This window comes from Gordonia sp. B8661-1 (genome assembly GCF_059427765.1).
In genome coordinates this window covers 625,079-648,420 of the sequence record NZ_JCAHRL010000001.1, presented here as the reverse complement: position 1 = coordinate 648,420, position 23,342 = coordinate 625,079, and the positions used below count along the sequence as shown (strand labels likewise).

The 23,342-nt window shown below is 67.2% G+C and carries 23 protein-coding genes; 14 read left to right on the top strand and 9 right to left on the bottom strand.

What is annotated here, in order from left to right:
• Window positions 1-28: 28 nt before the first annotated feature.
• Window positions 29-1,021: an AraC family transcriptional regulator gene (locus AC4JJG_RS03035; protein WP_495399005.1), complete on the bottom strand. Its 993-nt coding sequence runs from the start codon at window positions 1,019-1,021 to the stop codon at window positions 29-31.
• Window positions 1,022-1,225: 204 nt separating this feature from the next.
• Here AC4JJG_RS03035 and AC4JJG_RS03030 point away from each other — a divergent pair, with 204 nt between their 5' ends.
• A complete protein-coding gene (locus AC4JJG_RS03030; RefSeq protein WP_495399006.1) occupies window positions 1,226-2,239 on the top strand; it encodes an alcohol dehydrogenase catalytic domain-containing protein in 1,014 nt (337 codons plus the stop codon).
• A 175-nt stretch (window positions 2,240-2,414) separates the two neighbouring features.
• On the opposite strand, the gene AC4JJG_RS03025 is transcribed toward AC4JJG_RS03030, so the two are convergent.
• Entirely contained in the window at window positions 2,415-2,990 is a 576-nt protein-coding gene (locus AC4JJG_RS03025; protein ID WP_495399007.1) for a TetR/AcrR family transcriptional regulator, read from the bottom strand.
• Window positions 2,991-3,050: 60 nt separating this feature from the next.
• On the opposite strand from AC4JJG_RS03025, the gene AC4JJG_RS03020 reads away from it, so the two are divergent.
• Window positions 3,051-3,575 carry a pyridoxamine 5'-phosphate oxidase family protein gene (locus AC4JJG_RS03020; protein WP_495399008.1) on the top strand — a complete coding sequence of 175 codons (525 nt, stop codon included), beginning with the start codon at window positions 3,051-3,053 and terminating at the stop codon, window positions 3,573-3,575.
• Here AC4JJG_RS03020 and AC4JJG_RS03015 read toward each other — a convergent pair.
• Window positions 3,538-4,032 carry an SRPBCC family protein gene (locus tag AC4JJG_RS03015; protein WP_495399009.1) on the bottom strand — a complete coding sequence of 165 codons (495 nt, stop codon included), beginning with the start codon at window positions 4,030-4,032 and terminating at the stop codon, window positions 3,538-3,540. The genes AC4JJG_RS03020 and AC4JJG_RS03015 overlap by 38 nt on opposite strands.
• Window positions 4,033-4,184: 152 nt before the next feature.
• Here AC4JJG_RS03015 and AC4JJG_RS03010 point away from each other — a divergent pair, with 152 nt between their 5' ends.
• The 4 genes from AC4JJG_RS03010 to AC4JJG_RS02995 all read left to right on the top strand — a co-directional run bounded on the left by AC4JJG_RS03010 (window position 4,185) and on the right by AC4JJG_RS02995 (window position 8,276).
• Window positions 4,185-4,781, top strand: a complete 597-nt coding sequence (locus AC4JJG_RS03010; protein WP_495399010.1) for an NUDIX hydrolase — start codon at window positions 4,185-4,187, stop codon at window positions 4,779-4,781.
• Between the two features lie 115 nt (window positions 4,782-4,896).
• Window positions 4,897-5,439 (top strand): YceI family protein, encoded by a 543-nt coding sequence (locus tag AC4JJG_RS03005; protein ID WP_495399011.1) that lies wholly within the window; start codon window positions 4,897-4,899, stop codon window positions 5,437-5,439.
• 183 nt (window positions 5,440-5,622) lie between these two features.
• Window positions 5,623-7,329, top strand: coding sequence for an adenylate/guanylate cyclase domain-containing protein (locus tag AC4JJG_RS03000; protein ID WP_495399608.1), 1,707 nt, complete (start codon window positions 5,623-5,625; stop codon window positions 7,327-7,329).
• Between the two features lie 62 nt (window positions 7,330-7,391).
• Window positions 7,392-8,276 carry an oxidoreductase gene (locus AC4JJG_RS02995; RefSeq protein ID WP_495399012.1) on the top strand — a complete coding sequence of 295 codons (885 nt, stop codon included), beginning with the start codon at window positions 7,392-7,394 and terminating at the stop codon, window positions 8,274-8,276.
• Window positions 8,277-8,438: 162 nt separating this feature from the next.
• Here the strand turns inward: AC4JJG_RS02995 and AC4JJG_RS02990 are convergent, their stop codons facing one another.
• Together AC4JJG_RS02990 and AC4JJG_RS02985 are read right to left on the bottom strand one after the other, a co-directional pair.
• Window positions 8,439-8,981, bottom strand: a complete 543-nt coding sequence (locus AC4JJG_RS02990; protein WP_495399013.1) for a hypothetical protein — start codon at window positions 8,979-8,981, stop codon at window positions 8,439-8,441.
• Window positions 8,982-9,068: 87 nt separating this feature from the next.
• Window positions 9,069-9,695, bottom strand: coding sequence for an alpha-ketoglutarate-dependent dioxygenase AlkB (locus tag AC4JJG_RS02985; protein ID WP_495399014.1), 627 nt, complete (start codon window positions 9,693-9,695; stop codon window positions 9,069-9,071).
• 159 nt (window positions 9,696-9,854) lie between these two features.
• Here AC4JJG_RS02985 and AC4JJG_RS02980 point away from each other — a divergent pair, with 159 nt between their 5' ends.
• Together AC4JJG_RS02980 and AC4JJG_RS02975 are read left to right on the top strand one after the other, a co-directional pair.
• On the top strand, window positions 9,855-11,192 hold the full coding sequence (locus AC4JJG_RS02980; protein ID WP_495399015.1) for a lipase family protein: 1,338 nt from the start codon (window positions 9,855-9,857) through the stop codon (window positions 11,190-11,192).
• 41 nt (window positions 11,193-11,233) lie between these two features.
• Complete coding sequence (locus AC4JJG_RS02975) at window positions 11,234-12,124, top strand: M24 family metallopeptidase (protein WP_495399016.1); 891 nt, start codon at window positions 11,234-11,236, stop codon at window positions 12,122-12,124.
• A 4-nt stretch (window positions 12,125-12,128) separates the two neighbouring features.
• Here AC4JJG_RS02975 and AC4JJG_RS02970 read toward each other — a convergent pair whose 3' ends face one another.
• Complete coding sequence (locus tag AC4JJG_RS02970; protein WP_495399017.1) at window positions 12,129-12,731, bottom strand: TetR/AcrR family transcriptional regulator; 603 nt, start codon at window positions 12,729-12,731, stop codon at window positions 12,129-12,131.
• A gap of 211 nt (window positions 12,732-12,942) precedes the next feature.
• Between AC4JJG_RS02970 and AC4JJG_RS02965 the strand changes: the two genes are divergently transcribed.
• From AC4JJG_RS02965 to AC4JJG_RS02955, 3 genes are all read left to right on the top strand, one after another.
• Entirely contained in the window at window positions 12,943-15,198 is a 2,256-nt protein-coding gene (locus AC4JJG_RS02965) for an MMPL family transporter (protein ID WP_495399018.1), read from the top strand.
• 31 nt (window positions 15,199-15,229) lie between these two features.
• A complete protein-coding gene (locus tag AC4JJG_RS02960) occupies window positions 15,230-15,871 on the top strand; it encodes a TetR/AcrR family transcriptional regulator (RefSeq protein ID WP_495399019.1) in 642 nt (213 codons plus the stop codon).
• Between the two features lie 79 nt (window positions 15,872-15,950).
• On the top strand, window positions 15,951-16,763 hold the full coding sequence (locus AC4JJG_RS02955; protein ID WP_495399020.1) for a mycofactocin-coupled SDR family oxidoreductase: 813 nt from the start codon (window positions 15,951-15,953) through the stop codon (window positions 16,761-16,763).
• A 43-nt stretch (window positions 16,764-16,806) separates the two neighbouring features.
• Here AC4JJG_RS02955 and AC4JJG_RS02950 read toward each other — a convergent pair whose 3' ends face one another.
• From AC4JJG_RS02950 to AC4JJG_RS02940, 3 genes are read right to left on the bottom strand one after another with little or no spacing between them, the layout of a single operon-like run.
• Window positions 16,807-18,513, bottom strand: coding sequence for a GMC family oxidoreductase N-terminal domain-containing protein (locus AC4JJG_RS02950; RefSeq protein WP_495399021.1), 1,707 nt, complete (start codon window positions 18,511-18,513; stop codon window positions 16,807-16,809).
• Window positions 18,510-20,027 (bottom strand): flavin-containing monooxygenase, encoded by a 1,518-nt coding sequence (locus AC4JJG_RS02945; protein ID WP_495399022.1) that lies wholly within the window; start codon window positions 20,025-20,027, stop codon window positions 18,510-18,512. Before AC4JJG_RS02945 ends, AC4JJG_RS02950 begins: the two co-directional genes overlap by 4 nt.
• Complete coding sequence (locus tag AC4JJG_RS02940) at window positions 20,017-20,628, bottom strand: TetR/AcrR family transcriptional regulator (RefSeq protein WP_495399023.1); 612 nt, start codon at window positions 20,626-20,628, stop codon at window positions 20,017-20,019. Before AC4JJG_RS02940 ends, AC4JJG_RS02945 begins: the two co-directional genes overlap by 11 nt.
• Before the next feature lie 282 nt (window positions 20,629-20,910).
• Here AC4JJG_RS02940 and AC4JJG_RS02935 point away from each other — a divergent pair, with 282 nt between their 5' ends.
• From AC4JJG_RS02935 to AC4JJG_RS02925, 3 genes are read left to right on the top strand one after another with little or no spacing between them, the layout of a single operon-like run.
• Window positions 20,911-22,044 carry an ABC transporter permease gene (locus AC4JJG_RS02935; protein ID WP_495399024.1) on the top strand — a complete coding sequence of 378 codons (1,134 nt, stop codon included), beginning with the start codon at window positions 20,911-20,913 and terminating at the stop codon, window positions 22,042-22,044.
• On the top strand, window positions 22,041-22,727 hold the full coding sequence (locus tag AC4JJG_RS02930; RefSeq protein ID WP_495399025.1) for an ABC transporter ATP-binding protein: 687 nt from the start codon (window positions 22,041-22,043) through the stop codon (window positions 22,725-22,727). Before AC4JJG_RS02935 ends, AC4JJG_RS02930 begins: the two co-directional genes overlap by 4 nt.
• Window positions 22,728-22,738: 11 nt before the next feature.
• Window positions 22,739-23,341, top strand: coding sequence for a TetR/AcrR family transcriptional regulator (locus AC4JJG_RS02925; RefSeq protein WP_495405740.1), 603 nt, complete (start codon window positions 22,739-22,741; stop codon window positions 23,339-23,341).
• Window position 23,342 lies beyond the last annotated feature (1 nt).

The following is a 23,342-nucleotide window of genomic DNA, read 5'->3' as shown; positions in this document are numbered from 1 at the left end:
ACCGAAATCACTTCTGTCCGTCGGGGTATCAGCCGGTGACCGCTCGCGCGGCGTCCGGAGTGGTGCCGGTCCATGTCTTGAATGCGCGATAGAACGAATTGGTGTCGGCGTAGCCGAGGAGGAATGCGATCTCGGAGGTGCGCAGCCCGTCGCGCGTGAGGTAGTGGCGCGCAAGGCTTTCGCGCGTACTGGCCAGCACGGCCTGGAACGATGTCCCCTCCTTGTTCAACTGGCGCTGTAGCGTGCGGGCGCTCGTGGCGAGGGTGCTGGTGACGGCCGTCATCGAGGAGTCGCCCGCGGGCAGCGTCTCCACGAGGGCCGCACGTACCCGTTCGGCGGTCGTCGCCGAGGCCTGAAGGGTGCCGAGTCTGCTCTGTAGCGCCGGCGCGAAGACTGTCCACATCGCGTCGTTCTCGGTCAGGAACGGTCGGCCGGCATCCGCTGAGGAGAACGCGATCACGTAATCGTCGCCGTGTCGTACCCGGGTGCCGACGTACTCTTCCAGTGAGGCCCGGTCTCGGAGCTGGATCGGCACGTCGACCCGCACCGGCCGGATGTCCGTGCGAATGGCGATGCGGGCGAGTGCGACCCAGAACAGGAGCTCGACGACTCCGAGCAGCGGTGGTGGTTGCGCAGGCCAGCGATAGGTGATGGTCAGTGCGGGGCCGCTGTCGACATCGAGCCGCACGGGGCCGATCAGCGGCTTGTAGGTCGCGAGCCTGTTCGCCGCGGTGTCCAGGTTCGGACTGCACAGGGCCGCGAAAATGGGTGGCGAAAAATGCTCGACCGAGATCGCCTGACCGATACTCACCGCTATATCCGCGCCGCCGTCCGTCGACGGGGCCTCCTCGTCGATGGCGTCCCACAACCGGTAGTACTCCTCGATCGTCAGCTCCGGCGACCGGCGTGAGAACAGGTCACCGGGCAGAGCCGAGCGCCGCAGGGTTCGATTGGGCGAGACGCCGAGATCGTGCAGAAGCACCTTGATGCTCGGGTCGAGGTCGAATCGATTACCTGCCACGCGCCGATCGTAGCTCTCGTCCCCATCGCGATCACTGGCATCATCCGCCATTCAGCATGCCGATCACGTCACGAACCAGGTGTCGCGAACTGCAAGTCATCAGGCGTCCCATGCTAGTGACCGTGCGGTTGGGGAACCGTAGCGTCGACCGTGTCAGACGGACGTGATCCGCACGTCCCCAACTCACTGAGAGGCGAGGCGACCATGAAGGCAGCTGTCATTCCCGAGCTCAACGGCACCTGGGAACTGCGTGACATCCCCACTCCCACTGCGGAACCCGGCCAGGTGCTCATCAAGGTGCACGCCACCGGAATCTGCTTCACCGACATCTGGACAACCCGCGGGGCCGCGGGTGACCTGTTCCCCAACACCCCCGGACACGAGGTCGTCGGTGAGGTCGTCGAGGTCGGTGCAGGCGTCATCGGTCGCAAGGTGGGCGACCGTGTCGGCACCACATGGGTGCAGTCGACATGCGGGCGGTGCGCCTACTGCACGGAGAACCTTCCGCTCTCCGGCCAGGCGGCGGTGAACTGCCCCGAGGCGCGCCTGACCGGCTTCACCGCGCAGGGTGGCCACGCCGAGTACATCGCGGCCACGGCCACCGGCACCGTCCTGATCCCGGACGGGCTCTCCTACGAGGAGGCCGCTCCGATCTTCTGCGCCGGCTACACCGTGTGGAGTGCGTTGCGCGCGGCCGAACCACAGCCGCACGAGAAGATCGCTGTGGTCGGCATCGGTGGACTCGGCCACCTCGCCGTGCAGTACGCGAAGGCGTCGGGCCACGAGACGATCGCCGTCACCCATTCGCCCGACAAGCACGATCTGGCGCGCAGCCTCGGTGCCGACCTTGTTGTTTCCAGCGGTGCCGAATTGCAGGCGGCGGGCGGCGCGGATGTCCTTCTCCTGTGCTCGAATTCCTATGACGCGGGCAGGGAGGCCTTCAAGGGCCTCCGGCACAACGGTCGTGCCGTGCTCGCCGGACTCGATCCCTTCTCGGACTTCACCATTCCGACCGAGCCGCAACCCTTCTTCGCCCAGCGGCAGAAGCTCATCGGTGCGACGCACAACGGACTGCAGTACCTCACCGAAGCACTCGACATCGCCGCGACCGGCCAGGTGAAGCCGATGATCGAGGTCTTTCCCAAGGAGCGGATCACCGAAGCCGTCGCCAAGGTCACGGCCGGCGACGTCCGGTTCCGCGCGGTTGTCACCTACTGAGCGCCTCCTCCGCTCAGCGGATGTCAGCTGTCGGTCCAGGGCGGGCGACGCCTGCGCCGCGACAACTTGATGGCCCACAAAATAATCCCCGCACAGCATGGTCGACCGGATAATCCAGTCCGTGTCGCTGAGCGGGGATTATTTTGTGGCGCTTCGCTGCTCGGCGCGCCACCGGCTACTGACGAAGGATCACACCGACGAGCTCCCGGACGAGTTCGACGTCGCGTTCGCTGGGTGTCCTCCCGGCCTGAAGTGCCGGCCGGACAACGGCGAGTGGCAGGTCGAACATCGCGAATGCGATCTGAGCGGGCGTCGCCGCGGTCGAGTCGCCCAGTTCGCTGATGTGTTTGCGGGCTTCCGCTTCGAAGTCGGCGTCGGTGCTCGCGGACCGGCGGGCCTCCGGTGTCCAGCCCTCCGGATCAAATGTGCGCATACCGGCCTGGAGTACCTGTGCGCGTTCGGGGTTCGCCCGGCACCACTCGACGACCCAGGCCGATGCCGCGATGGCGCTCTCGACCGTCGCGGTGCCGAGTTGTGTCCGGTAGGCGGTTTCGAACTCCTTCGTGGTGCGTAGCCAGATCGCGGCGAGCAATGCCGGGCGATCCGGGAAGCGGTGGTAGATCGAACCATTCGCCGCGTGGATCGCTTCGGCGACGGCCCCCAGGGTGACCGCCCGGACCCCTTTCTCGGCGAACAGGGACACGGCGGCGTCGATGAAGTCGTCGGCGGTGTGCTTCGCGGGTCTTCCCATGTTGTGGAGTTTATGCTCCACTAGTTTAGGAGTAATCGCTCTAATAAAAGGGGGATCGGAATGATCAGTGAGGAACAGTGGTCGTCGGCCAGGAAGATCGTGCGGCGGGCGGTGGGTTCGTCGATGCATTGCAGCATCGCGAGCACGAACGGTGACGGCTCGCCCCACGTGACGCCGATCGGGTCACTGATGCTCGGTAGCAGGGGCACCGCGACCTACCTCGACGTGTTCAACACGAGGCTTGCCGCCAATGTGGACCGCGATCCGAACGTGGCCATCGTCGCGGTCGACAGTCGGCAAACGATGTGGCTGCGGTCGCTTCTCGGTGGCAAGTTCGTGGTGCCGCCGGGAATCCGTCTCATCGGGACCGTCGGCCCGGCGCGTCCGGTGACGGACGAGGAGATGGAGACGTTCTACCGGTTCATCGGACCACTGCGCCGGACGCGCGGTGGCCGGGCGGTCTGGGGTTCGATCGACCAGGCGCGCGACGTCGAGGTCGCCCGGGTGCAGGGCCTGAACATGGGTCCGATGACGCCCCTGACAGGTGTCACTCGGCAGACGGACCCGTCGGGTAGCCGAGCCTGACGGCCCGCTCCAGGATGCCGAGGGTGGCCTTCAGGGATTTCGCGTCGATCACCGGGAAGATCGGCTTCCACTTCGGGTTCGCCGACGACCAGTCGCAGTACGACGTCACCAGCGTGCCGCCGTCCTGCGGCTCCAGTCGATAACCGAACACGTGCCCGATGGGCGGCTTGATCGCGCCGAGGATGGTCCAGGCGATGGCGGTGTCCGGTTCAAAGGTGACGAAGCGGACCTCGACGTCGTACTTGCCGAGATCGACGTCGCCGAGGGCCTCGCGGTCCATGTGGACCACGAATGACTCGTCCGCGGCCGATACCGGAGAACCGCTGGCGCTCTGCAACATTCCGGACGCGTCGATCGCCACGTGCCCGTAGGGCTGCCGCAGCACCTCGAAGATCTCCGATGCTGGGGCGTCGATGAGGCGGGTGGCCTCGATGCGTTCGGAGGTGTCGTCGGTCATCGTGTCTCCCCATGGTCTCGAACGTGGACCCGACCCACGTCGCACGGTACGCGTCGCTACTCGCCGTGCAGATTCCCGTCGCTGAAGGTGACGCAGGGCACCGCCCGAAATGTGTGCATACGCAACTTTTGCATCCATGGTGGACTGAGGGTGTGTTCCCACTCGATCGGTCGGAGATCCGGCATCGCCTCGACGGTTTCGACCGGCAGACGGCGCCGCCCGGCGGCGTCGAGTCGGCGGTCGCGATCACCATCTCCGAGCGTGGCGGCGAGCAGGGGGTCTGGGTGCTCAGGCGTCCCGAGACGATGCGCAGGCATGCCGGCCAGTTCGCTCTCCCGGGCGGGCGGCTCGATCCGGGTGAGGATTATCGGACGGCTGCGCTGCGCGAGCTCCATGAGGAGATCGGCATCGCACTCGGCGACGACTCCATCCTCGGCACGCTCGACGACTATCCGACGCGCTCGGGCTTCGTCATCACGCCGGTGGTCTGCTGGTCCGACGATCAGGAACCGGTGCCCAGTCCCGACGAGGTGGCCGAACTGTTCTTCGTCACCTTCGACGACCTGCTGGCCGAACCTCGCTTCCTGAGTATCCCGGAATCTCCGCGTCCGGTGATCCAGTTGCCGATCGCCAATGCGCTGGTTCATGCGCCGACCGCAGCGGTGTTGTACCAGTTCACCGAGGTCGTCCTGCGCGATCGGCACACCCGTGTGGACGGGCTCGAGCAGCCGGTCTTCGCGTGGTCATGAATTTTTTTTGCCTCCCGGGAATGCAATCGGACCGCGGTCCGTTTAGAGTCTGTGTTGGGCCACCCCGGCCCACGAGAACCGACCCCGACCGGACAACTCGTCTGAAGGAGACACAATGACCGCCACCGCACCCATCGCTCCCGGCATCTGGAACATCGATCCCGCCCACTCGCAGGTCGGCTTCTCCGTGAAGCACCTGATGGTCAGCAAGGTGCGCGGTGACTTCCCGAACTTCACCGGCACCATCAGCGTCGCCGAGGACGGCACCCCGTCCGTCGAGGCCGAGATCGACGTCACCTCGATCTCCACCGGCAACGAGCAGCGCGACGCCCACATCCGTTCGGCGGACTTCTTCGACGCGGAGAAGTTCCCGAAGGCCACCTTCGTGTCCACCGATGTCCAGCCGAAGGGCGACGATTACGTCCTCACCGGTGACTTCACCCTCAAGGGCGTCACCCGTCCGGTCGAGCTCTCGCTGGAGTACCTCGGCACCAACCCGGGCATGGGCAACGGCCCGGTCGCCGGTTTCGAGGCCAGCACCGTCATCAGCCGCAAGGACTTCGGCATCGACATCGAGATGCCGCTCGAGGGCGGCGGCGTGGTCGTCGGCGACAAGATCAACCTCACCATCGAGATCGAGGCCGGCCAGCAGGCCTGACCCACGCCGGGAGTTCACTCCCGCCGGTTCCGGAGAAACCCGGGTCGCCACGAATTCTCTGTGGCGACCCGGGTTTCTCGATTCGGTGGCTGCGTGCAACGTGTTCTACCTGCCCGGTAGGCTTGTCGGACATCCGCCGACGTGCAGGAGGAGCCGGGCATGAGGCTATCGCTGCGCAACCGGATGTCCGCCGGGTTCGCGACGGTCGGCAAGATCGGTGCTCCCACGCTCATCTGGGGCCGTCTGAGTGAACCCGCGGGGCGTGACTGGACACGGGTCACGCTCGATGAGCGCCGACGGATGGCGCGGTGGGCATTCGTGTCGGCGGGAATCGCGATCCTCTCGGCCAACTTCATGTTCGGCATCGAGACCTTTCTGCTTGTGCAACTGGCCTTCAACGGCGGGCAACTCACCTTCGAGACCACCCTCGGCGCACCGAACTTCCCGGCGGTCATCGTCGCGATCGTCGTGGGCATGCTCGTGAATGTTCTCGTGGGCCTCCGGCTGCTGAAGCCACAGCTCGAATGGTTCGTCAGCGGCCGGCCCGCCGACCACGAGCGACGGCGCGCCGTGCAGCGCATCCCGATGAATCAGGTCTACGGCACGATGGTCGGCTGGGCCGCGGCAGTGGCGGTCTACCTGCTTCTCGCCTCCGATCTCACCGGCGCCACCGCGGCCGGTGTCTCCACGGCGTTCGCGCTCGCGGGATTGTCGAGCGCGTGCATCACGTATGTCTTCGCCGAACGTGCCGCCCGCCCCCTGTCGGTGGTTGCGCTGCAGGACTATCCGGCGCAGCACGCGCTCCACGGGGTGCGGGGCCGGCTCCTCGCCGTGTGGGCGGTCAGCTCGGCGGTGCCGATGGGCGGTTTGCTGATCCTCAACGGCGGCCGGTGGCTCGACATGCTGCCGCCCGTGGAGGGCACGGTCGACTGGGCCAGTGCGGTTCTCGCCATCGTCAGCCTGGCCTCGGGGGCCCGCGTGGTGGCACTGGTGGGCACCGCACTGGCCGATCCGCTGACCGATCTGCGGCAGGCCGTCGAACGCGTCGACCGGGGCGATCTCACCAATGCCCAAGTGGCCGTGTACGACACGTCCGAACTCGGCGTCCTCCAGCACGGGTTCAACAAGATGGTCGAGGGCCTCGACGAACGGGAACGGATGCGGGAGCTGTTCGCCCGCCATGTGGGTGACACCGTGGCCGAGCTGGCATTGCGGCGCGGGGCCGGTATGCACGGGACGAACGCGGTCGTCGGTGTGCTGTTCGTCGACATCGTCGGATCGACCACGATTGCCGCGCAGCAGGATCCGCAGGAGACCGTCGACCTCCTCAACCGGTTCTTCACCGTGGTCGCCGATGTCGTCGATCATCACGGCGGCATCGTCAACAAGTTCGAGGGTGATGCGGCGCTCGCCGTCTTCGGGGTGCCGGTGACCCTGGACGATCCGGCCGGAGCGGCGCTGGCCGCGGCTCGCGAACTCGCGGTACAGCTCGGGGAGTTGCCGATCGAGTGGGGGATCGGGGTGTCCTTCGGCATGGTCTTCGCGGGAAACGTGGGAGCCGAGCGCCGCTACGAGTACACCGTGATCGGCGATCCGGTGAACGAATGCGCCCGGCTGTCGGAGATGGCGAAGACCGCAGCGGTGCCGGTACTGGCCAGTGATGCGGCGATGGCCGCCACCGACGACGAGGAACAAGAGGAGTGGCGGTCCGTGGGCGCCCGCATGCTCCGGGGCCGTCCGCAGCCGACCGAGGTCTTCGTACCCACCGCGCTGACACCGCGTCAGATGCCCCCGAACATCGTCGACGTGGTCGCCGGTCTCCTGAAGCCGTCGCGGAAATCCGGTGTGGGCAGCGTGTTGCGTCTACCCTTCGGGATGATCGGTCGGTGACGGCCGGTATGTCCGTTCCATGGCGTGATCGCCGACATTTCGACGAGCAGGGAGTACATACGATGGGTTGGTCTGCGGCCGACATTCCGGATCAGACGGGGCGAACGGCCATCATCACCGGTGCCAACAGCGGGCTGGGTGAGCAGACCGCGACGGCCCTCGCCCGTGCCGGTGCTCAGGTCATTCTGGCCTGCCGCAACACCGCGAAGGCCGACGCGGTCGCCCGCACCATCGGTCCGGCCGCCACGGTGGCCGCACTCGACCTCGCCGACCTCGATTCGGTGCGCGCCTTCGCCGACGGCGTCGAGCGCGCCGACATCCTGATCAACAACGCGGGCGTCATGGGCACTCCGTTGCAGCGGACCGCGCAGGGATTCGAAATGCAGATGGGCACAAACCATCTGGGGCATTTCGCGCTGACCGCGCTGCTCCTGCCGAAGATCTCCGACCGGGTCGTCACCGTGTCGTCGGCGATGCACCAGATCGGCCGGATCAAGCTCGACGATCTGAACTGGGAGAAGCGCCGGTATCAGCGCTGGCCCGCGTACGGCGATTCGAAGATGGCGAACCTGATGTTCGGGAAGGAACTGGCCGTGCGCCTGGCCGCATCGGATCGGCCGGACCGGCCCAGGGCCTCGACGATCGCCCATCCCGGTTATGCCGCAACGGATCTGCAGAGCCACACGGAATCGTTCATGGACACCGTGATGGGTGTGGTGAACAGGACGCCACTGGTCCAGTCAGCGGCCGACGGAGCGCTCCCGTCTCTCTACGCGGCGACGTCCCCATCGGCCATCTCGGGCGGATTCTATGGCCCGACAGCACTTTTCGGGATGCAGGGGCCGCCCGGTCCGTCGGGGTACCGCAAGGCCGCCGACGACGCGGCCTTCCGGTCGCGTCTATGGGCGGAGTCGGAGAAGCTGACGGGGATCACCGTGGACGTGTGATCCCGGGAGGGCGCCCTCTCGTTTCGCTTCCCGTTGGGGGCGGATCTCGATACGGCCTCGGCTGGCGCCTCGTCCTACTCGATCAGCGGCCGAGGGGGCGTCCACCGCTGGTCGAGTAGCCCGCGAGCGCAGCGAGCGTGCGTATCGAGACCGGCTCCGCGACTACTGGACGGTGAACTTGATGGCGTTCGATGCGCCGGAGATGCCGTCGGTCACGGTGATCGAGTACTCGCCCGGCGCGCGCAGCAGGAAGGTCTTCTTCGACGTGCAGCTCTTGGTGCCGGTCAACTGAGACTTCTTGGGGACCTTCGGGCCGCTCAGCCGGATACCCATCTTGCATTCGTTGCCCTCGACGACGGGGCCCGCGTCGATGGTGGAGTTCCAGCGCACGCCGAGGTGCGAGTTCCGGGGATAGACGCCCGGGCTGATGGCCTTGGCTTTCGGCGAGTACACCCACACGTTGATCGACTTCACGCCGTTGGGGGCGCCGGCGCGGCCCAGCTTGCCGTAGTGCTGCTGCTTCTTGCCGCCCGAGGAACCGAGCATCGCACTGCCCGTGTCCAGGATGTTGGAGCTACCGGAATCCGAGCTTCCTGCGCTCCCGAACAGGGAATCGAGGGGGCCGGCGGTCGCGGGTGCGACAGCCATACCCGCAGTCATCGCGAGCCCGGTGAGCACCGCTGCGGTCACATGCTTCAACGTCATGGAGATTCCCCTGGATTGATCGACCCCGTGAGATAACGATTCGATTAAACCATGAGCGTTCTCGCCGACCGTCCGGGGTGAGCGCCGTCACCAGACGCCGGGCGGCCGGAACTGGACACTGATGCGCGGGCCGGTGCCGCTGACCTTCGGGACCGCGTGCTCCCAGGTGCGCTGGCAACTGCCGCCCATCACCAGGAGGTCGCCGGGACCGACCAGGAATCGCAGTGATGAGCCGCCGCCGCGCGGGCGGAGGAGGAGCGGCCGCGGCGCACCCAGCGAGAGAATCGCGACCATCGTGTCGTGCGTGTTGCCCCGGCCGATCCGATCGCCGTGCCACGCGACGCTGTCGCTGCCGTCCCGGTACAGGCAGAGCCCCGCGGAGGCGAACCCCTCCGGGAGTTCGTCCGCGTAATGCTCGGTGAGCCGGCGTCGTGCGGTGGCGAGCGCCGGGTGCGGGTACTCGCTCTCGCGGTGATATTTGGCGACGAGCCGGGGGACGTCGACCATCCGGTCGTACATCTGCCTGCGCTCGGCCTGCCAGGCGACACCGTCGTGGAGCAGGTCGAACAGTGCGGACGCGCCGGTGGCCCAGCCCGGCCGGAGGTCGACCCACGCGCCGTCGGTCAGCTCTCGCCGCCGGGTGCTGTCGAGGCCGCCGAAGTCCGGGTCGTCGGACCCGAGATCGAACAGCGAGCCCTGCATGCCTGCGGTCATGATGCCAGCCTACCGCCCGGATCGAACATGCGTTCGCTTCGCTCTTCGTGAGCTGCAACGAAGCATGCAGGCTGGACATATGCCCAGCATGAGACTAGGTTCACATCGCAATCAATCCGGGGTCGGGAAGCAGGGCAGATGCAGGTGTGTGGACGGTTCATGGTCAGGATCGGGCGAGGGGTGACCCTGACGGCCGCCCTCGTGCTGTGCATGGGACTCGGAGCGATTGGCCCCTGGACGGCGGTGCGGGTCGAGGCGACTCCCGCCCGTGCTGCCGTTCAGAGTCCGGTGACCGATCCCTTCTATCGCGTGCCCGCCGGACTCGACCGGCACGAGCCCGGGGCGGTGTTGCGGTGGCGGCGCGTCGATGTGCAGGCCGGGCCGGTGCCGATGGCGTCGTGGGTGGATGCCTACCAATTGCTGTACCGGACGACGGACGCGACCGATCGGCCGACGGCCACGGTGACCACGATGATGGTCCCGAAGGGCAGGCCCGCGCCGGGTGGGCGACGCGCACTGCTCGCCGTCCACGACGCCGAGGACAGTGTGGATCCGGATTGTGCGCCGTCCTATCAGCTCCGCACGGGTGGTCGGGCCGCGGGCGGCAGCGTCAACCTGCTGCTCGAATCAACTCTTGCCTTTGTCTACCAACAACTTCGGCGCGGTGTGGTGGTGGCGATCCCCGACGCGTACGGTCCGAAGTCGCAGTTCGCCGTGCGGAAGATGGAGGGGCACGCCGCCCTCGACTCGGTCCGGGCCGCCCGGTCGTTTCCCGCGTCCGGCCTTGCTCCCCGGGCGAATCACGTTGCCATGGTCGGGTATTCGGGAGGTTCGATCACCACTCTCGCCGCCGCCGAGCTGCGTAGGAGTTATGCGCCGGAGCTGAAGATCGCGGGATTCGCCGCGGGCGGAGCGCCGGTGCTGAACCGGGAGTCGGTGCAGTTCCTGGATCGGACCTTCGGTGCCGGACTCCAGATGACGGCGGCGGTGGCCCTCGATCGCGCCTTCGGCTTCGGACTGGACCGGTATCTCAACGACCGCGGCCGGCAGTATCGTGCGAGCGCCTCCAGGGGGTGCGCCACCTCGGAGTTCTCGGCGCCGTTCCGGTCGATGGACGAGTTCACCACGCAGCCACGGCTGTTCGATCGCTCGCCGGTGAAAGAGATCGTGGCGGCCAACGCCTTCGGGCATCACATCCCGGACACACCCGGTCTGATCTACCACGGCGTGAACGACGAGATCCTCTCCGTGCGCCCGATGGACAGGCTCGTACCGCAGTACTGCGCGGGCGGCGCGCGCCTGCACTACTTCCGTGATCCGGTGCCGGAGCACATCGCGGGCGGGCCGATCTTCTTCGCGCATGCCGTGCCGTACCTCGACGAGTGGCTGGCGGGCCGCTCCGCAGGCATCACGGGGTGCCACGTGAGCAATCCGCATGCGCAACCGTTCCTGCCCGCCCATCCGCCGCGAGCATCGCGGCCCACGGGTGGTCGCTAGGCCACCATGCCGCACCGAGTCGTCAGATCGAAGGAGGACCGATGACATCGATCGATCATGCGCGAACCGCCGTCGAGGACGGTATTCTGCGGCGCCTGTCGGCGCCCAGAACCCGATCCGCCCGTCCGCTCACCACCGCCGAGGTCGAGGGCTACCGTGCGGCACAGCGTGTCGCCTTCGAATGCGCGCAGGCGGTCGCGGAGGAAATGCGGCCGGGCTGGACGGAATCCCGTGTGCAGGAGACGATGCGAAGTTACCTGGCCGACTGCGGGGTGCGGACGAGCCTGCACAAGCCGATCGCCGCGTTCGGCCCGCGGACGCTTGCACCGGATTCCGAGTGGGGGCCTGCTCGCGGTGAGGGCCGGACGCTCGACCCGACCGATGTGGCCATCCTGGACTGCGCACCGGTGATCGACGGATATACCGGTGACGTCGCCTACACCGTGGCCGTCGGTGACCCGCCCGAACTCGCTCGCGCGCAGGATTTCCTCTCGACCCTTCGTGCGGAGTTGCCCGCGCAGTTCGCGAATCCCGAACGCGCACACGATGTCTTCGGCTGGGTCGTGGAGCGAATGCGTGACGCCGGGTACGAGAGCGCGGTCGACGGGTACGTCGGCCACGTTCTCGGTCACCGCGTGTACCGGCACGGGAAGTTCTTCTCGCAGTTGCCCTTCTACCTGCCGGAGAAGCCGTTCGGCTACATGCTGAGCTGGCATTCGCCGGGTTTCCTGCTGAAGGTGATCAGCCGGGCGGTGCTGCCCGAGGAACTCGGGCCGCACCACACCGGTCCGAAGACCGGGATCTGGGCCATCGAACCGCACATCCGCGCAGGCGGTTTCGGCGCCAAGTTCGAAGAGTTGCTCGTCGTCGACCACGATCACGCCTACTGGCTCGACGATCTGTCGCAGCGGCGGATCGCGGTGCGGAGTTGAGTCGCTATCCGGCGCCCGGCGCGGCGATGAGCATCGCGATCGTGGTCCGTAGGGCCTGATCGTCGGTTGCGGAGCGGCCGTGGGCCAGTCGGTGGAGGGCAAAACCGTCGACGAGTGCGACGATGCCCCGTGCCTTGGTCTCCGGGCCCTCCACGCCCATGGCGGTCAGGCCGCGTTCGACGATGCCGGCGAAAGTACCGATCATCTCGCCGACCTGCGCCTGGAATTCGGGGCGCCGGGCGGCGAGCAGGTAGCACTCGAACTGGGTGATCGTCTCCGAATCCGTTTCCGCGAAGAGGAATTCGAGTGCATCGGCGATGACCTGGTCGGTGTCCGCGGCCTCGTCGAGCCCGTCGATACCGCGGCCGATCTGCGCCAGTTGGTCGGAGGCCTTGCTCACCACACGCTCCATCGCGGCCACCGCGAGGGCGTCGATCGATGCGAAGAAGTAGCTCGTCGTCGCATTGGGAAGTCCTGCGCGCGACGCGACCGAACGGTGGGTCAGCGCGCCGAGTCCGCCCTCGCCGATGATGGCGATCGCCGCATCGAGCAACGCGTCACGCCGTTTCAGGGTCTCGGGCCGATGGCTGTCAGGTCGAAAGCCCATGCCGCTCCTCCGTCCGCCGGTCGGTGTCGGCCAAGACTTTACGTCGATTGTCCGCGGGCCGGGCGAGACGTCCATCACGATCGGCGGCCCGAACGTGGCGATGGCTGCTCGATTCTGTTATTCAGTAACAAGTGGTAGTCACTAACACTTTCCAATCGGGGGTGGGTGCTGCCTCTTGCGAACACAGCAACCCGAACGCGAAAGGCGAGTGATGGCCTCATTTCTGTATCGCGTCGGAAGGACGTCCTTCCGGCACAAGTGGTGGGTGATCGGGGTCTGGGTGGTGGCCGCGGCCATCGTCGGCGGCCTCGTCGGCGGACTGAATCCCCAGTTCGCCAAGGACTTCAGCCTCCCGGGCACCGACTCCGGAACGGCGACCGAGCAGGTCGAGCAGTATTTCCCGGAGGTTCTCAAGCAGCAGGAGCGGGCGTCCACCAGTGTGCTGGTGGCGGCCGACGACGGGGTGGCCGCGCATCGGGGCGCCGTCGACGCCCTCGTCGCCGACCTGCGCACCCTGCCCGAGCTCACCGATCCCGCGACCCTGGTCAACCCGGTGACCGTGGCAGCCGCGAAACCCGAACTCGCGCCGACGGTTCTCGGTAACGACGGCAAGGTCGGCCTCATCCAGGTCCGTCAGAACATCGAGGTGATGGATCTGAAGATCGAGGACAAGGAGAAGCTGACCGAGATCCTCGACAAACATCGCGGCGACGGGCTGCGGGTCGAGGCGACCGGTTCGCTGATGCAGGTCCTCGAGGAGGGTGGCAAGGCCGAGATGATCGGCTTCGCCGTGGCCTTCGTGGTGATGATCGTGGCCTTCGGTGCTCTCGTCGCCGCATTCATCCCGCTCGTCACCGGTCTCGTCGGCGTGGCGATCACCATCATGCTGCTGACGCTGTCCGCCGAGTTCATGTCGATCAACGAAACGGCCACCGGAATCGTCACGATGCTCGGCATCGCGGTATCCATCGACTACGCCCTGTTCATCGTCTCCCGCTATCGCAGCGAGGTGAAACGTGGCGGCAGCAGAGCCGACGCCGCGGGCCGGGCGGTCGGTACGGCCGGATCCGCGGTGGTCTTCGCGGGACTCACCGTGATCATCGCCGTCGTGGCCCTGATGGTCATCGGGATTCCGCTCATCACCCAGATGGGTATGGGTGCCGCCGTCGCCGTCGCGATCGCCGTGCTCGGTGCGCTCACCCTGATCCCGGCACTGCTCGGCGCCTTCGGACGATTCGCGTTCAGTCCGCGCATCCCCTGGATCCGGCACGCCGAGCCGGACGAGACGGCCGAGACCAACGGGGTTCGCTTCGGCCGCAGCGTGGTTCGGCGCCCCATCCCGTTCATCATCGGTGGGCTGCTGGTGCTGGCGCTGGCCGCCGTCCCGATGGGCAAGATGGAACTCGGGCTGTCACTGTCGGCCGACGACGAGGTGCCCGCCCAGGAACTCCTGGCCGAGGGCTTCGGCCAGGGCATCAACGGGCCGCTGCTGGTGGTCCTGCACGCCGACGGCGGCGACGTGGCCCCGGCGGCGCAGCAGACCGTCGAGCACATCAAGACTCTCGATGACGTGGCCAACGCGCAGTCGCTGGCCTGGATGGGCAATGGCAAACCGGGTGCGGGACAGCCGCTTCCGAACATCGGCGCCGATACCGCGCTGATCACGGTGACGCCCGTGAGCGCACCGTCGGACGAGGCCACGCACACCCTGATGGAGCAGATCCGGGAGTTCAGCCCGCAGGCCGAGCAGGCCGGATCGGAACTGCACGTCGGCGGTCAGACGGCCATCATGTCGGATCTGTCGGCCAAACTCGACAAGGCCCTCATCCCGTACCTGATCGTCGTCGTCGGGCTCGCCTTCCTCATCATGATCGCGGTGTTCCGGTCGATCTGGGTGCCACTGGTGGGCACGCTCGGTTTCATCTTCTCGGTGCTCGCAACCTTCGGCATGACGGTCGCGATCTTCCAGGAAGGTGCGTTCGGGCTCATCGACAACACCAAACCGATCCTGTCGTTCCTGCCGATCTTCCTGATCGGTGTGGTCTTCGGACTCGCGATGGACTATCAGGTGTTCCTGGTGACCCGTATGCGGGAGGAGTACATCCACGGCATGTCGGCGAAGGACGCGATCGTCGCCGGATACCGGCACGGCGCCCGCGTGGTCACCTCGGCCGCCATCATCATGATCAGCGTGTTCGCCGCATTCATGCTGGCCCCGGACACGACGTCCAAGATGATCGGGTTCGCCCTGGCGATCGCGGTGTTCTTCGACGCCTTCATCATTCGCATGATGGTGGTGCCGGCGATCATCACATTGCTCGGAGATCGCGCCTGGGGACTGCCCAAGTGGTTGGATCGGCTCATACCGAACTTCGACATCGAGGGTGAGGCGGTCCGCAACCGCGGCCTGCCGGCCACCGAGTCCGTGACGGACAAGGACTCCGAAGTGGTGGGAGCGCCGGCCTGACCGGCATCGACGAGTGAGGAGGAACAGCGCCATGGCCACGTCGGGCACCACGGTCCCGGGGGCGACGCCCGCCGGAGCCGACCCGGAGCGTCGGGTCGGACTGCGAGAGCGCAACAAGATGCGCACCCGCACCGCGATCCGGCAGGCGGCCATGGCGCTGTTCGCCGAACAGGGATACACGCAGACGACCGTCGAACAGATCGCGCGGGAGGCGGGCGTCTCGCACACGACGTTCTTCCGCTACTTCAGTTCGAAGGAGCAGGTCGTCATCGCCGACGATTTCGAGGAGGAGCGGGAGGCGGCCCTCGCCGACATACCCGAGGGACTGGGCCGCTTCGATCTGCTCCGCCATCTGGTGACGCGGCTGTTCGAGGTGGGGTCCGAGGATCCGTGGGTCACCGACACCGAACGGATGCGGCTCATCCAGTCGGAACCGGTACTGCGGATGGCGCATCAGATCGAATCCGACCGGGCGATATCCAGCGGTGCCGAGATCTTCGCGAACTATCTCGGCGTACCGGTCGACAGCCGCCGTCTCCGTGTCTTCGTCGCCGCCGCAGGCGGATTGATGTTCCACTTCGCGCAGCGCGTCGATCAGCCCGGCGCGATGGACACGCTGTACGACGACCCCATGGAGGCCATCGACCTCCTGGAGCAGGGCCTGCCGCTCTGAGCACCGTGGACATCGGACGCCGCATCCGCGGCATATCAATGGCGACGTGCTCCGGCGCGTCCGGGAAAGAGGTTGTGCGATGGGGCGTCTCGACGAGAAGGTCGCGTTCGTCACGGGTGTGGCCCGCGGTCAGGGACGCGCACACGCGATCCGTCTCGCCCGCGAGGGTGCGCGGATCGTCGGTGTGGATCTCGCCGGTCCGCTCCCCGGTGTGCCCTACGATTCGGCGACTCCCGCCGACCTCGAGGAGACCGGCCGACTGATCGCGGAGGCAGGCGGCACATCGCATCTCGTGCAGGCCGATGTCCGCGACCTCGATGCGCTGACGGCCGTCGCGCGGGAGTCCTCCGACATGTTCAGTGGCCTCGACATCGTGGTCGCCAACGCGGGCATCTGCATTCCGCAGACCTGGAACGAGGTCACCGCGGACAGCTTCCGGGACACCATCGACATCAATGTCACCGGCGCCTGGAACACCGTGATGGCGACGGCACCGCACCTCATCGACCGCGGGGGCGGATCGGTGATCCTGATCAGCTCACTCGCGGGTCTGAAGATGCAGCCGTTCATGGTGCACTACACCACCAGCAAGCATGCCCTGGTCGGGATGACACGGGCCTTCGCGGCCGAGCTCGGCAACCACGACATCCGGGTCAACAGTGTCCATCCCGGCGCCGTGGCGACACCGATGGGCTCCGGGCAGATGGTGGCGCGCATCGAGGAGACGAATGCCGCCAACCCGCGTCTCGCGGGTATGGGGATGACGTTCCTGAACCAATTCGTCGCCGATCCCGACGAGATCGCCAACGTGGTGGCCTTTCTCGCCTCCGACGAAGCGAAATTCATCACCGCCGAACATATTTCGATCGACGGCGGAGCCCACTCCTTCTGAGCCCGCCCGGCCGCGCACCGGGACTCGGTGCGCTCCGGAGGTGTCAGCCCGCGGTCGCGGTACGGCGGACCGGGGTGATCGGCAGACGTAGTGCGCCCGGTGCGTCGCCGGGCACCGCCGGACGAACCGGCGGCACCGCGGGAACCGGGCGATACGTGCCGCCGAGGCCGGGCCGGGCGTCGCGCTCACCACGATTGGGCCACATCGCGATCGCGCGTTCGGCCTGCGCGGTGATCGTCAGCGACGGATTCACCCCCAGGTTCGCCGACACGGTCGCACCGTCGACGACATGCAGGCCCGGATGCCCGAAGACCCGGTGATAGGCGTCCACCACACCGTGGTCGGGTCCGGAACCGATGGCGCAGCCACCCAGGAAGTGCGCGGTCATCGGGATGTTCAGCAGGTCGACGACCGAACCGCCCGCGTCGCCGTCGATCCGGCGTGCGATGGATCGCACCGCACGATGACCCTCGGGGATCCAGCGCGGTGGTGGCTCCCCGGCACCCGCACGGCTGCGTAAACGGGGACCGAATCGTCCACGGCCGGCGAACAATTCGATCGAGTTGTCGGCCGTCTGCATGACGAGTGCGATGATCGTGCGTTCGGACCAGTGCCGCACCGACAGCGACCGGAGCGTGACGAGCGGATGACGCAGCATCGCCGCGAGAGCCCTGAGTGGACGGGGCACGCGTCCGTCACCGTCCACCAGCACGGCCTGGAGAAGTCCGATCAGGTTGCTGCCCTTGCCGTATCGGACGGGCTCGATATGGGTGTGGTCGTTCGGATGGAAGGACGAGGTGATGGCCACACCCTGCGTGTAATCGATATCGCGGTCGCGTGCGGTGGCCGCGAGGACGGCCTCCGAGTTGGTGCGGACCACCCGTCCCAGCCGCTTCGACAGGCCGGGCAGCTCACCGGATTGCTGCATCGACAGCAGCAGTTTGTTGGTGCCGTAGGTACCGGCGGCCAGCACGACCTGACCTGCGGTGAACCGGGTGCGCTTGCGGCGGCGGCCGGTGCGGTGGGCCTCGACGACGTACCCGCCGCTGCCGTCCGGGGTCACCGCGTGCACCGAGGTCATCGGAATGATCTGCGCGCCTGCCCGTTCCGCGAGCCACAGGTAGTTCTTCACCAGCGTGTTCTTCGCGCCGACGCGACATCCGGTCATACAGGCGCCGCATTCGGTGCAGCCGGTCCGCTCGGGTCCCGCGCCGCCGAAGAACGGATCGGCCTCGGTCCTGCCCGGGGTGCCGAAGTAGACGCCGACGGGTGTCGGGACGAAGGTGTCGCCCACACCGAATTCGTCGGCGACCTCACGCATCACCTCGTCGGCCGGGGTGACGTACGGATAGGTGGTGGCGCCGAGCATCCGCTCGGCCTGGTCGTAGTACGGGGCGAGTTCGGCGGCCCAGTCGGTGATCGCGCCCCAGTGCGGATCGTCGAAGAAGGCCTGCGGTGGCCGGTAGAGCGTGTTGGCGTAGTTGAGCGAACCGCCGCCCACACCCGCTCCGGCCATCACCAGGACGTCACGCAGAGGGTGCATGCGTTGCACCCCATAGCATCCGAGGGTGGGCGCCCAGAGATAGTCACGTAGGCGCCAGCTGGTCTTCGGGAGCCGGTCGTCGGTGAAGCGCCGTCCGGCCTCGAGGATGCCGACGCGATATCCCTTCTCCGACAGCCGGAGTGCGGTGACCGAACCGCCGAAGCCGGAGCCGACGACGATCACGTCGAAATCGGTAACCTCGGTCACCGGGCCGCCTCCGCGGTCTTCGCCGAACGGCTGTGCGTCAGGATGTGGTCGGCGGGCTCGAACCGGGACATCATCCGGCGAAAGGTGCGGGTGAACGTCGGCCACATCACCGAATTGCGGCCCGAGGCATCGATATACCAGCTCGAGCAGCCGCCGGAATTCCACACCGTGCCCGCCAGTTGCCTGTCCATCTCCGCCGCGTAGCGGCGCTGCGCCGTCTCGGTCACCTCGACGACGTCCTTGTTGCGGTCACGCAGGGTCGTCAGGACGGCCGACACGTATCCGGCCTGTGGCTCGAGCATCAGCACGATGGAGCTGTGTCCGAGATTCGTGTTCGGCCCGTACATGAGGTGCAGATTCGGGAATCCGTGGATCGACATGCCGCGGTAGGCATTCGGTGAACCGTCCCAGGTCTGCGCCAGGGTGCGCCCGTCGCGGCCGGTGATGGCGCGTGCGATCGGGGGTTCGGTGGGCGTGAAGCCGGTGGCGTAGATGACGGTGTCCACCGGATGTTCGGTGCCCGCATCATCGACGGCGCCGGTGGCGGTGAGGCGGGTGATCGCGCCGGTGACGGTGACGTTGTCTCGCTGCAGCGCGGGAAACCACTTGTTGGTCAGCAGCATTCGCTTGCACCCGATGGTGTAGGACGGCGTGAGTCGCTTGCGGAGCCCGCGGTCGCGCACCTGGAGGAACAGCTGCGCCTTGGCGACCGCCTTGGCCAGCGGCAGCAGCTTGGGCTGCCGGGCCATCAGCACCACGTACGACTCCCGATACAGCCAGGTGAACAGGCGGACGATCTTGTGGCTCAGCGGGAATCGGCGGTACAGGTTCTGCTCGGCATCGCCGATCGACCGGTCCAGCCGGGGCACGATCCACGCCGGGGTGCGCTGGAAGACCGTCAGATGGTCGACGGTGTCGACGATCTCGGGGACGACCTGGATCGCCGATGCGCCGCTGCCGACGATGGCCACTCGCCGGCCGGTGAGCTCCTGATCGTGATTCCACTGCGCGGTGTGGAAGACGGTGCCCGTGAACTCGGACGACCCGGGAAGGTCGGGCACGCCCGGCTCGGAGAGCGCCCCGGGCGCGGCCACCAGGTGATGCGCGCGGATCTCACCGCGCGGGGTCTCCACGACCCACTCCGACGCGTCGTCGTCCCAGCGTGCCCCGGTCATCGGGCAGTCGTAGGTGATGAGGTCGCGGTACGGTTCGGCGACCGATTCCAGGTACTCGCGGATCTCGCTCTGCCGTCCGTAGCTGTGCGACCAGTCCGGCTTGTCGGCGAAGGACAGCGAGTACAGGGAGGTCGGCACATCGCAGGCGGCGCCGGGATAGTCGTTGTCCCGCCAGACGCCGCCGGGGCCGGATGCGCGTTCGATGACGGCGAGCCGGAGCCGCGGATGGTCCTTGCGCAGGCGCTGGATCGCGGCGAGACCGCCGAATCCGGTGCCCACGATCAGGACGTCGACGGACGCGGGCGGCGCGGAATGTTCGGGTGTCGTGTCAGCGGTCATGGCGGTCGAGGTGTTCCTTCCACTGGGGGAGTAGACGAGACAGATAGGCGCGGTCGGCATCCGGACTGCGCAGGATGCGGGAAACGGCAAGTCCGCGAGCGAGTTCGACGCTCAGTTCGATCTGTTCCGGGGTGTAGCGGGAGCCGAAGAGTTCGGCGCAGCCGGCGGCGAGGGCGTCGGACACCTGCTGTTCGAGCGGCATCATCGCGTCCCGAAGTGCCGGGTCGGTGCGTGCGGCCACCCAGAGCTCGAGTGCCGCGTCGAAGAGCGGTCCGTCGAAGGCCTCGACGATCACCTCGATGTCCTCGTCGCCGGTGCGCGGGCGGGCAAGCAGTTCGTCGAGGCGACGGTCCACCAGATGGGACACCGCGGCGACGACCAGGGCCTCACGCGTCGGGAAGTGGTGCAGGAGGGCGCCGCGGGACACGTCGGCGCGGCGGTTCACCTCTTGCGTCGTGGTGCCCGCGTAGCCGACGTCGACCAGCGCGTCGATGGTCGCGTCGAGCACCTTCAGGCGCGTGGCGGCCGTCCGTTCGGCCTGCGTACGACGCGTGGTCGAGGCCGGTGCCTCGCCCTCGGATGCGTCGGTCCCGGATGTCATGGAGAGGAGACTAATCCGAAATCTACAAACAGTCCAGACTGTCTGTAACTTTGTCTGGGGCGTGGGGGTGCTCACAGATTGCTGCCGCGTCGAAGGGCCGTGGTTCCGCCGGGGCGGCGTTCGCGGTGTGCGTGAATGGTCTCTGACCAGTGCGAATACGAAAGGGTGTGACGTTTTGCCCGCGCACTATCCCGCGCGGAGGTGAGTGATGACGCGACTTGATGTTCCCGACACCGTGTCGGTACATTTGCCGACAGCATGTCGATAACTTAGGAGCTGTGCATGTTCCTCGCGCTACGCGAACTGCGTTTCGCCCGCGGCCGCTTCGCTCTGATGGGCGCGGTCGTCGCGCTGATCGCCATCCTGATGGTGATCCTGAGCGGGCTGTCGGTGGGATTGGTGAACGACGGCGTGTCCGGTCTCAAGAAGCTGCCGGTCACCTCCTTCGCCTTCCAGCAGAACGTCAAGACCGACTCGGCGTTCTCGCGCAGTCTGGTCCCGGTGTCCGCCACGCAGAAGTGGGCGGAGCAAGACGGAGTTCGCGACGCCGCGCCCTTCGGCAACACCTTGATCAACGGACGATCCGAATCCGGTGTCGAGATCGACCTGGCACTGTTCGGCGTCGAGCCCGGCGGCCCCTTGGAACCCACTGCGGCTCAGGGGAACACCTTGCGGACCGATGCGCAGGGTGCCGGTGACATCGTAATCAGTGACACCGCGGCCGAGGCGGGCCTGAAGATCGGTGACACGGTCGTCGTCGAGCCGCTCGGTACCGAATTGCACGTCGTCGGCATCCTCGACGGTCAGCACACCTTCGGTCACGTCGACGTCGCGTACGTGCCGTTGCGGACCTGGCAGGAGATCCGGGCAGGTGTTCGCCCGGGCGACGAAGTGGCCCCCCGCGTGTACGAGGAGGTGACGGCCATCGCGGTCGACGGCGACGGCGTGAACCTGACGGCAGGCGACGAAGCCGCCGGGACGACCTCGTTGACACTCGACGAATCCTTCGCCGCCTCACCGGGATACAGCGCGGAAACCTCCACGCTCACGCTCATCCAGGCCTTCCTGTACGCGATCTCGGCCCTGGTCGTCGGCGCGTTCTTCACGGTGCTGACCATCCAGCGGCGCCCGGAGATCGCGGTGATGCGCGCGATCGGTGCGAGTACCGGATACCTGTTGCGTGACGCGCTCCTGCAGTCCTTCCTGCTGCTGGTCATCTCGACGGGTGTCGGCGTCGCCCTCGGAGTCGGACTCGGTGCCGCACTAGCCTCCACGGCCATGCCATTCGCCCTCGAGGTGGCGCCGATCGCCGTGGCCTTCGGCCTGCTCATCGTGCTGGGCATGGCGGGCGCCGCGGTGGCGGTCCTGCGCATCACACGCGTTGATCCTCTGAATGCCTTGGGAGGCAGTCGATGACGGAGTACGGTCTGGTTCTCGATCAGGTGAGCCTGGTCCGCGGTGACGGTGACGAGCAGGTCACCGTCCTGGATGAGGTCACCCTGAAGGTGGCGCCCGGGGAACTCGTGGCGATCGTCGGGCCGTCCGGCGCAGGCAAATCCAGCCTCCTCGCCGTGGCGGGCGGGCTGATCCGGCCGACATCGGGCACGGTGGAGGTCGGTGGCCGTGCGCTCGGCTCGATGTCGCCCCGCGAACTGGGCGACGTGCGGCGCACCGACATCGGGTTCGTGTTCCAGAGTCACAACCTGATCGACGCGCTCACCGCCGTCGACCAACTCCGGCTTCCGCTGACCTTCGGTGCACTGCGCGCAGCGCGGGATCCGATGGAACTGCTCGCCGGTGTCGGCATGTCGGCCAAGGCGCAGCGCAGGCCCCATCAGCTGTCGGGCGGTGAGCGGCAGCGTGTGGGCATCGCGCGTGCCCTTGTCACCGGTCCCCGGTTGCTCCTGGTCGACGAACCGACGGCGGCCCTCGACCGGCAGCGCAGCCACGACATCGTGGAACTGCTGGCCGTCGAATCGCAACAACACGACGTGGCGACGGTCATGGTCACGCACGACACCGAAGTCCTCGTACACTGTGACCGGATCTACGAGATGGTCGACGGCGCACTCACGGAGGTGTCCCGCGACACGGACTGACGACGGAGGTGATGGCGGTGCCGCGGATCGACGCACCCACCGTCGCCGAACATCGTCGGCAGCAGGAGGCCGCCATCCTGGCGGTCGCACGGGAGATCCTGGCGCAGACCGGTCGCGCGCCGACCCTCGCCGAGGTGGCGCAGCGGGTCGGCCTGGCGCGATCCAGCGTGTACCAGTACTACTCCTCGAGCGAGGACCTGCTCGCGGCCGTAGTCGCCGACATCTTCCCGTCCTGGGCTCGGCAGGTCCGTGAACAGGTTGAGGCGCAGTCGGATTCACGCGATCGTATCTGGGCGTACATCGATGCCAACATCCAGTTGTTCGCCTCGTCGGAGCAGGTCGTCGCGGCCGCACTCGCGCGGGTCGTCGACCCCGCCGTGCTCCAGGAACCGATGACGCGGTTCCACCGCGAATTGCAGCTGCCGCTGGTGGAGGCGCTCGCCGCGCACGGCGAGGCAGAGCCCCAGCGGATGGCGGAGATCATCGACGCCATCATCATGCAGGCCTGCAGGCCCGCTCCGGCGGGCGGATGCGACACGGTGCACCCGCCGGCGGATGCCGCGGACGTGATCCGTCGCCTGGTCGGCGGCTATCTCGGCCTGACCGTCGGCTGAC

Coding starts and splice junctions, on each gene's coding strand:
- AC4JJG_RS03030 (WP_495399006.1), top strand. CDS start 1,226: ATGAAGGCAGCTGTCATTCCCGAGCTCAACGGCACCTGGGAACTGCGT.
- AC4JJG_RS03025 (WP_495399007.1), bottom strand. CDS start 2,990: ATGGGAAGACCCGCGAAGCACACCGCCGACGACTTCATCGACGCCGCC.
- AC4JJG_RS03020 (WP_495399008.1), top strand. CDS start 3,051: ATGATCAGTGAGGAACAGTGGTCGTCGGCCAGGAAGATCGTGCGGCGG.
- AC4JJG_RS03015 (WP_495399009.1), bottom strand. CDS start 4,032: ATGACCGACGACACCTCCGAACGCATCGAGGCCACCCGCCTCATCGAC.
- AC4JJG_RS03005 (WP_495399011.1), top strand. CDS start 4,897: ATGACCGCCACCGCACCCATCGCTCCCGGCATCTGGAACATCGATCCC.
- AC4JJG_RS03000 (WP_495399608.1), top strand. CDS start 5,623: ATGTCCGCCGGGTTCGCGACGGTCGGCAAGATCGGTGCTCCCACGCTC.
- AC4JJG_RS02995 (WP_495399012.1), top strand. CDS start 7,392: ATGGGTTGGTCTGCGGCCGACATTCCGGATCAGACGGGGCGAACGGCC.
- AC4JJG_RS02990 (WP_495399013.1), bottom strand. CDS start 8,981: ATGACGTTGAAGCATGTGACCGCAGCGGTGCTCACCGGGCTCGCGATG.
- AC4JJG_RS02985 (WP_495399014.1), bottom strand. CDS start 9,695: ATGACCGCAGGCATGCAGGGCTCGCTGTTCGATCTCGGGTCCGACGAC.
- AC4JJG_RS02980 (WP_495399015.1), top strand. CDS start 9,855: ATGGTCAGGATCGGGCGAGGGGTGACCCTGACGGCCGCCCTCGTGCTG.
- AC4JJG_RS02975 (WP_495399016.1), top strand. CDS start 11,234: ATGACATCGATCGATCATGCGCGAACCGCCGTCGAGGACGGTATTCTG.
- AC4JJG_RS02970 (WP_495399017.1), bottom strand. CDS start 12,731: ATGGGCTTTCGACCTGACAGCCATCGGCCCGAGACCCTGAAACGGCGT.
- AC4JJG_RS02965 (WP_495399018.1), top strand. CDS start 12,943: ATGGCCTCATTTCTGTATCGCGTCGGAAGGACGTCCTTCCGGCACAAG.
- AC4JJG_RS02960 (WP_495399019.1), top strand. CDS start 15,230: ATGGCCACGTCGGGCACCACGGTCCCGGGGGCGACGCCCGCCGGAGCC.
- AC4JJG_RS02955 (WP_495399020.1), top strand. CDS start 15,951: ATGGGGCGTCTCGACGAGAAGGTCGCGTTCGTCACGGGTGTGGCCCGC.
- AC4JJG_RS02945 (WP_495399022.1), bottom strand. CDS start 20,027: ATGACCGCTGACACGACACCCGAACATTCCGCGCCGCCCGCGTCCGTC.
- AC4JJG_RS02940 (WP_495399023.1), bottom strand. CDS start 20,628: ATGACATCCGGGACCGACGCATCCGAGGGCGAGGCACCGGCCTCGACC.
- AC4JJG_RS02935 (WP_495399024.1), top strand. CDS start 20,911: ATGTTCCTCGCGCTACGCGAACTGCGTTTCGCCCGCGGCCGCTTCGCT.
- AC4JJG_RS02930 (WP_495399025.1), top strand. CDS start 22,041: ATGACGGAGTACGGTCTGGTTCTCGATCAGGTGAGCCTGGTCCGCGGT.
- AC4JJG_RS02925 (WP_495405740.1), top strand. CDS start 22,739: ATGGCGGTGCCGCGGATCGACGCACCCACCGTCGCCGAACATCGTCGG.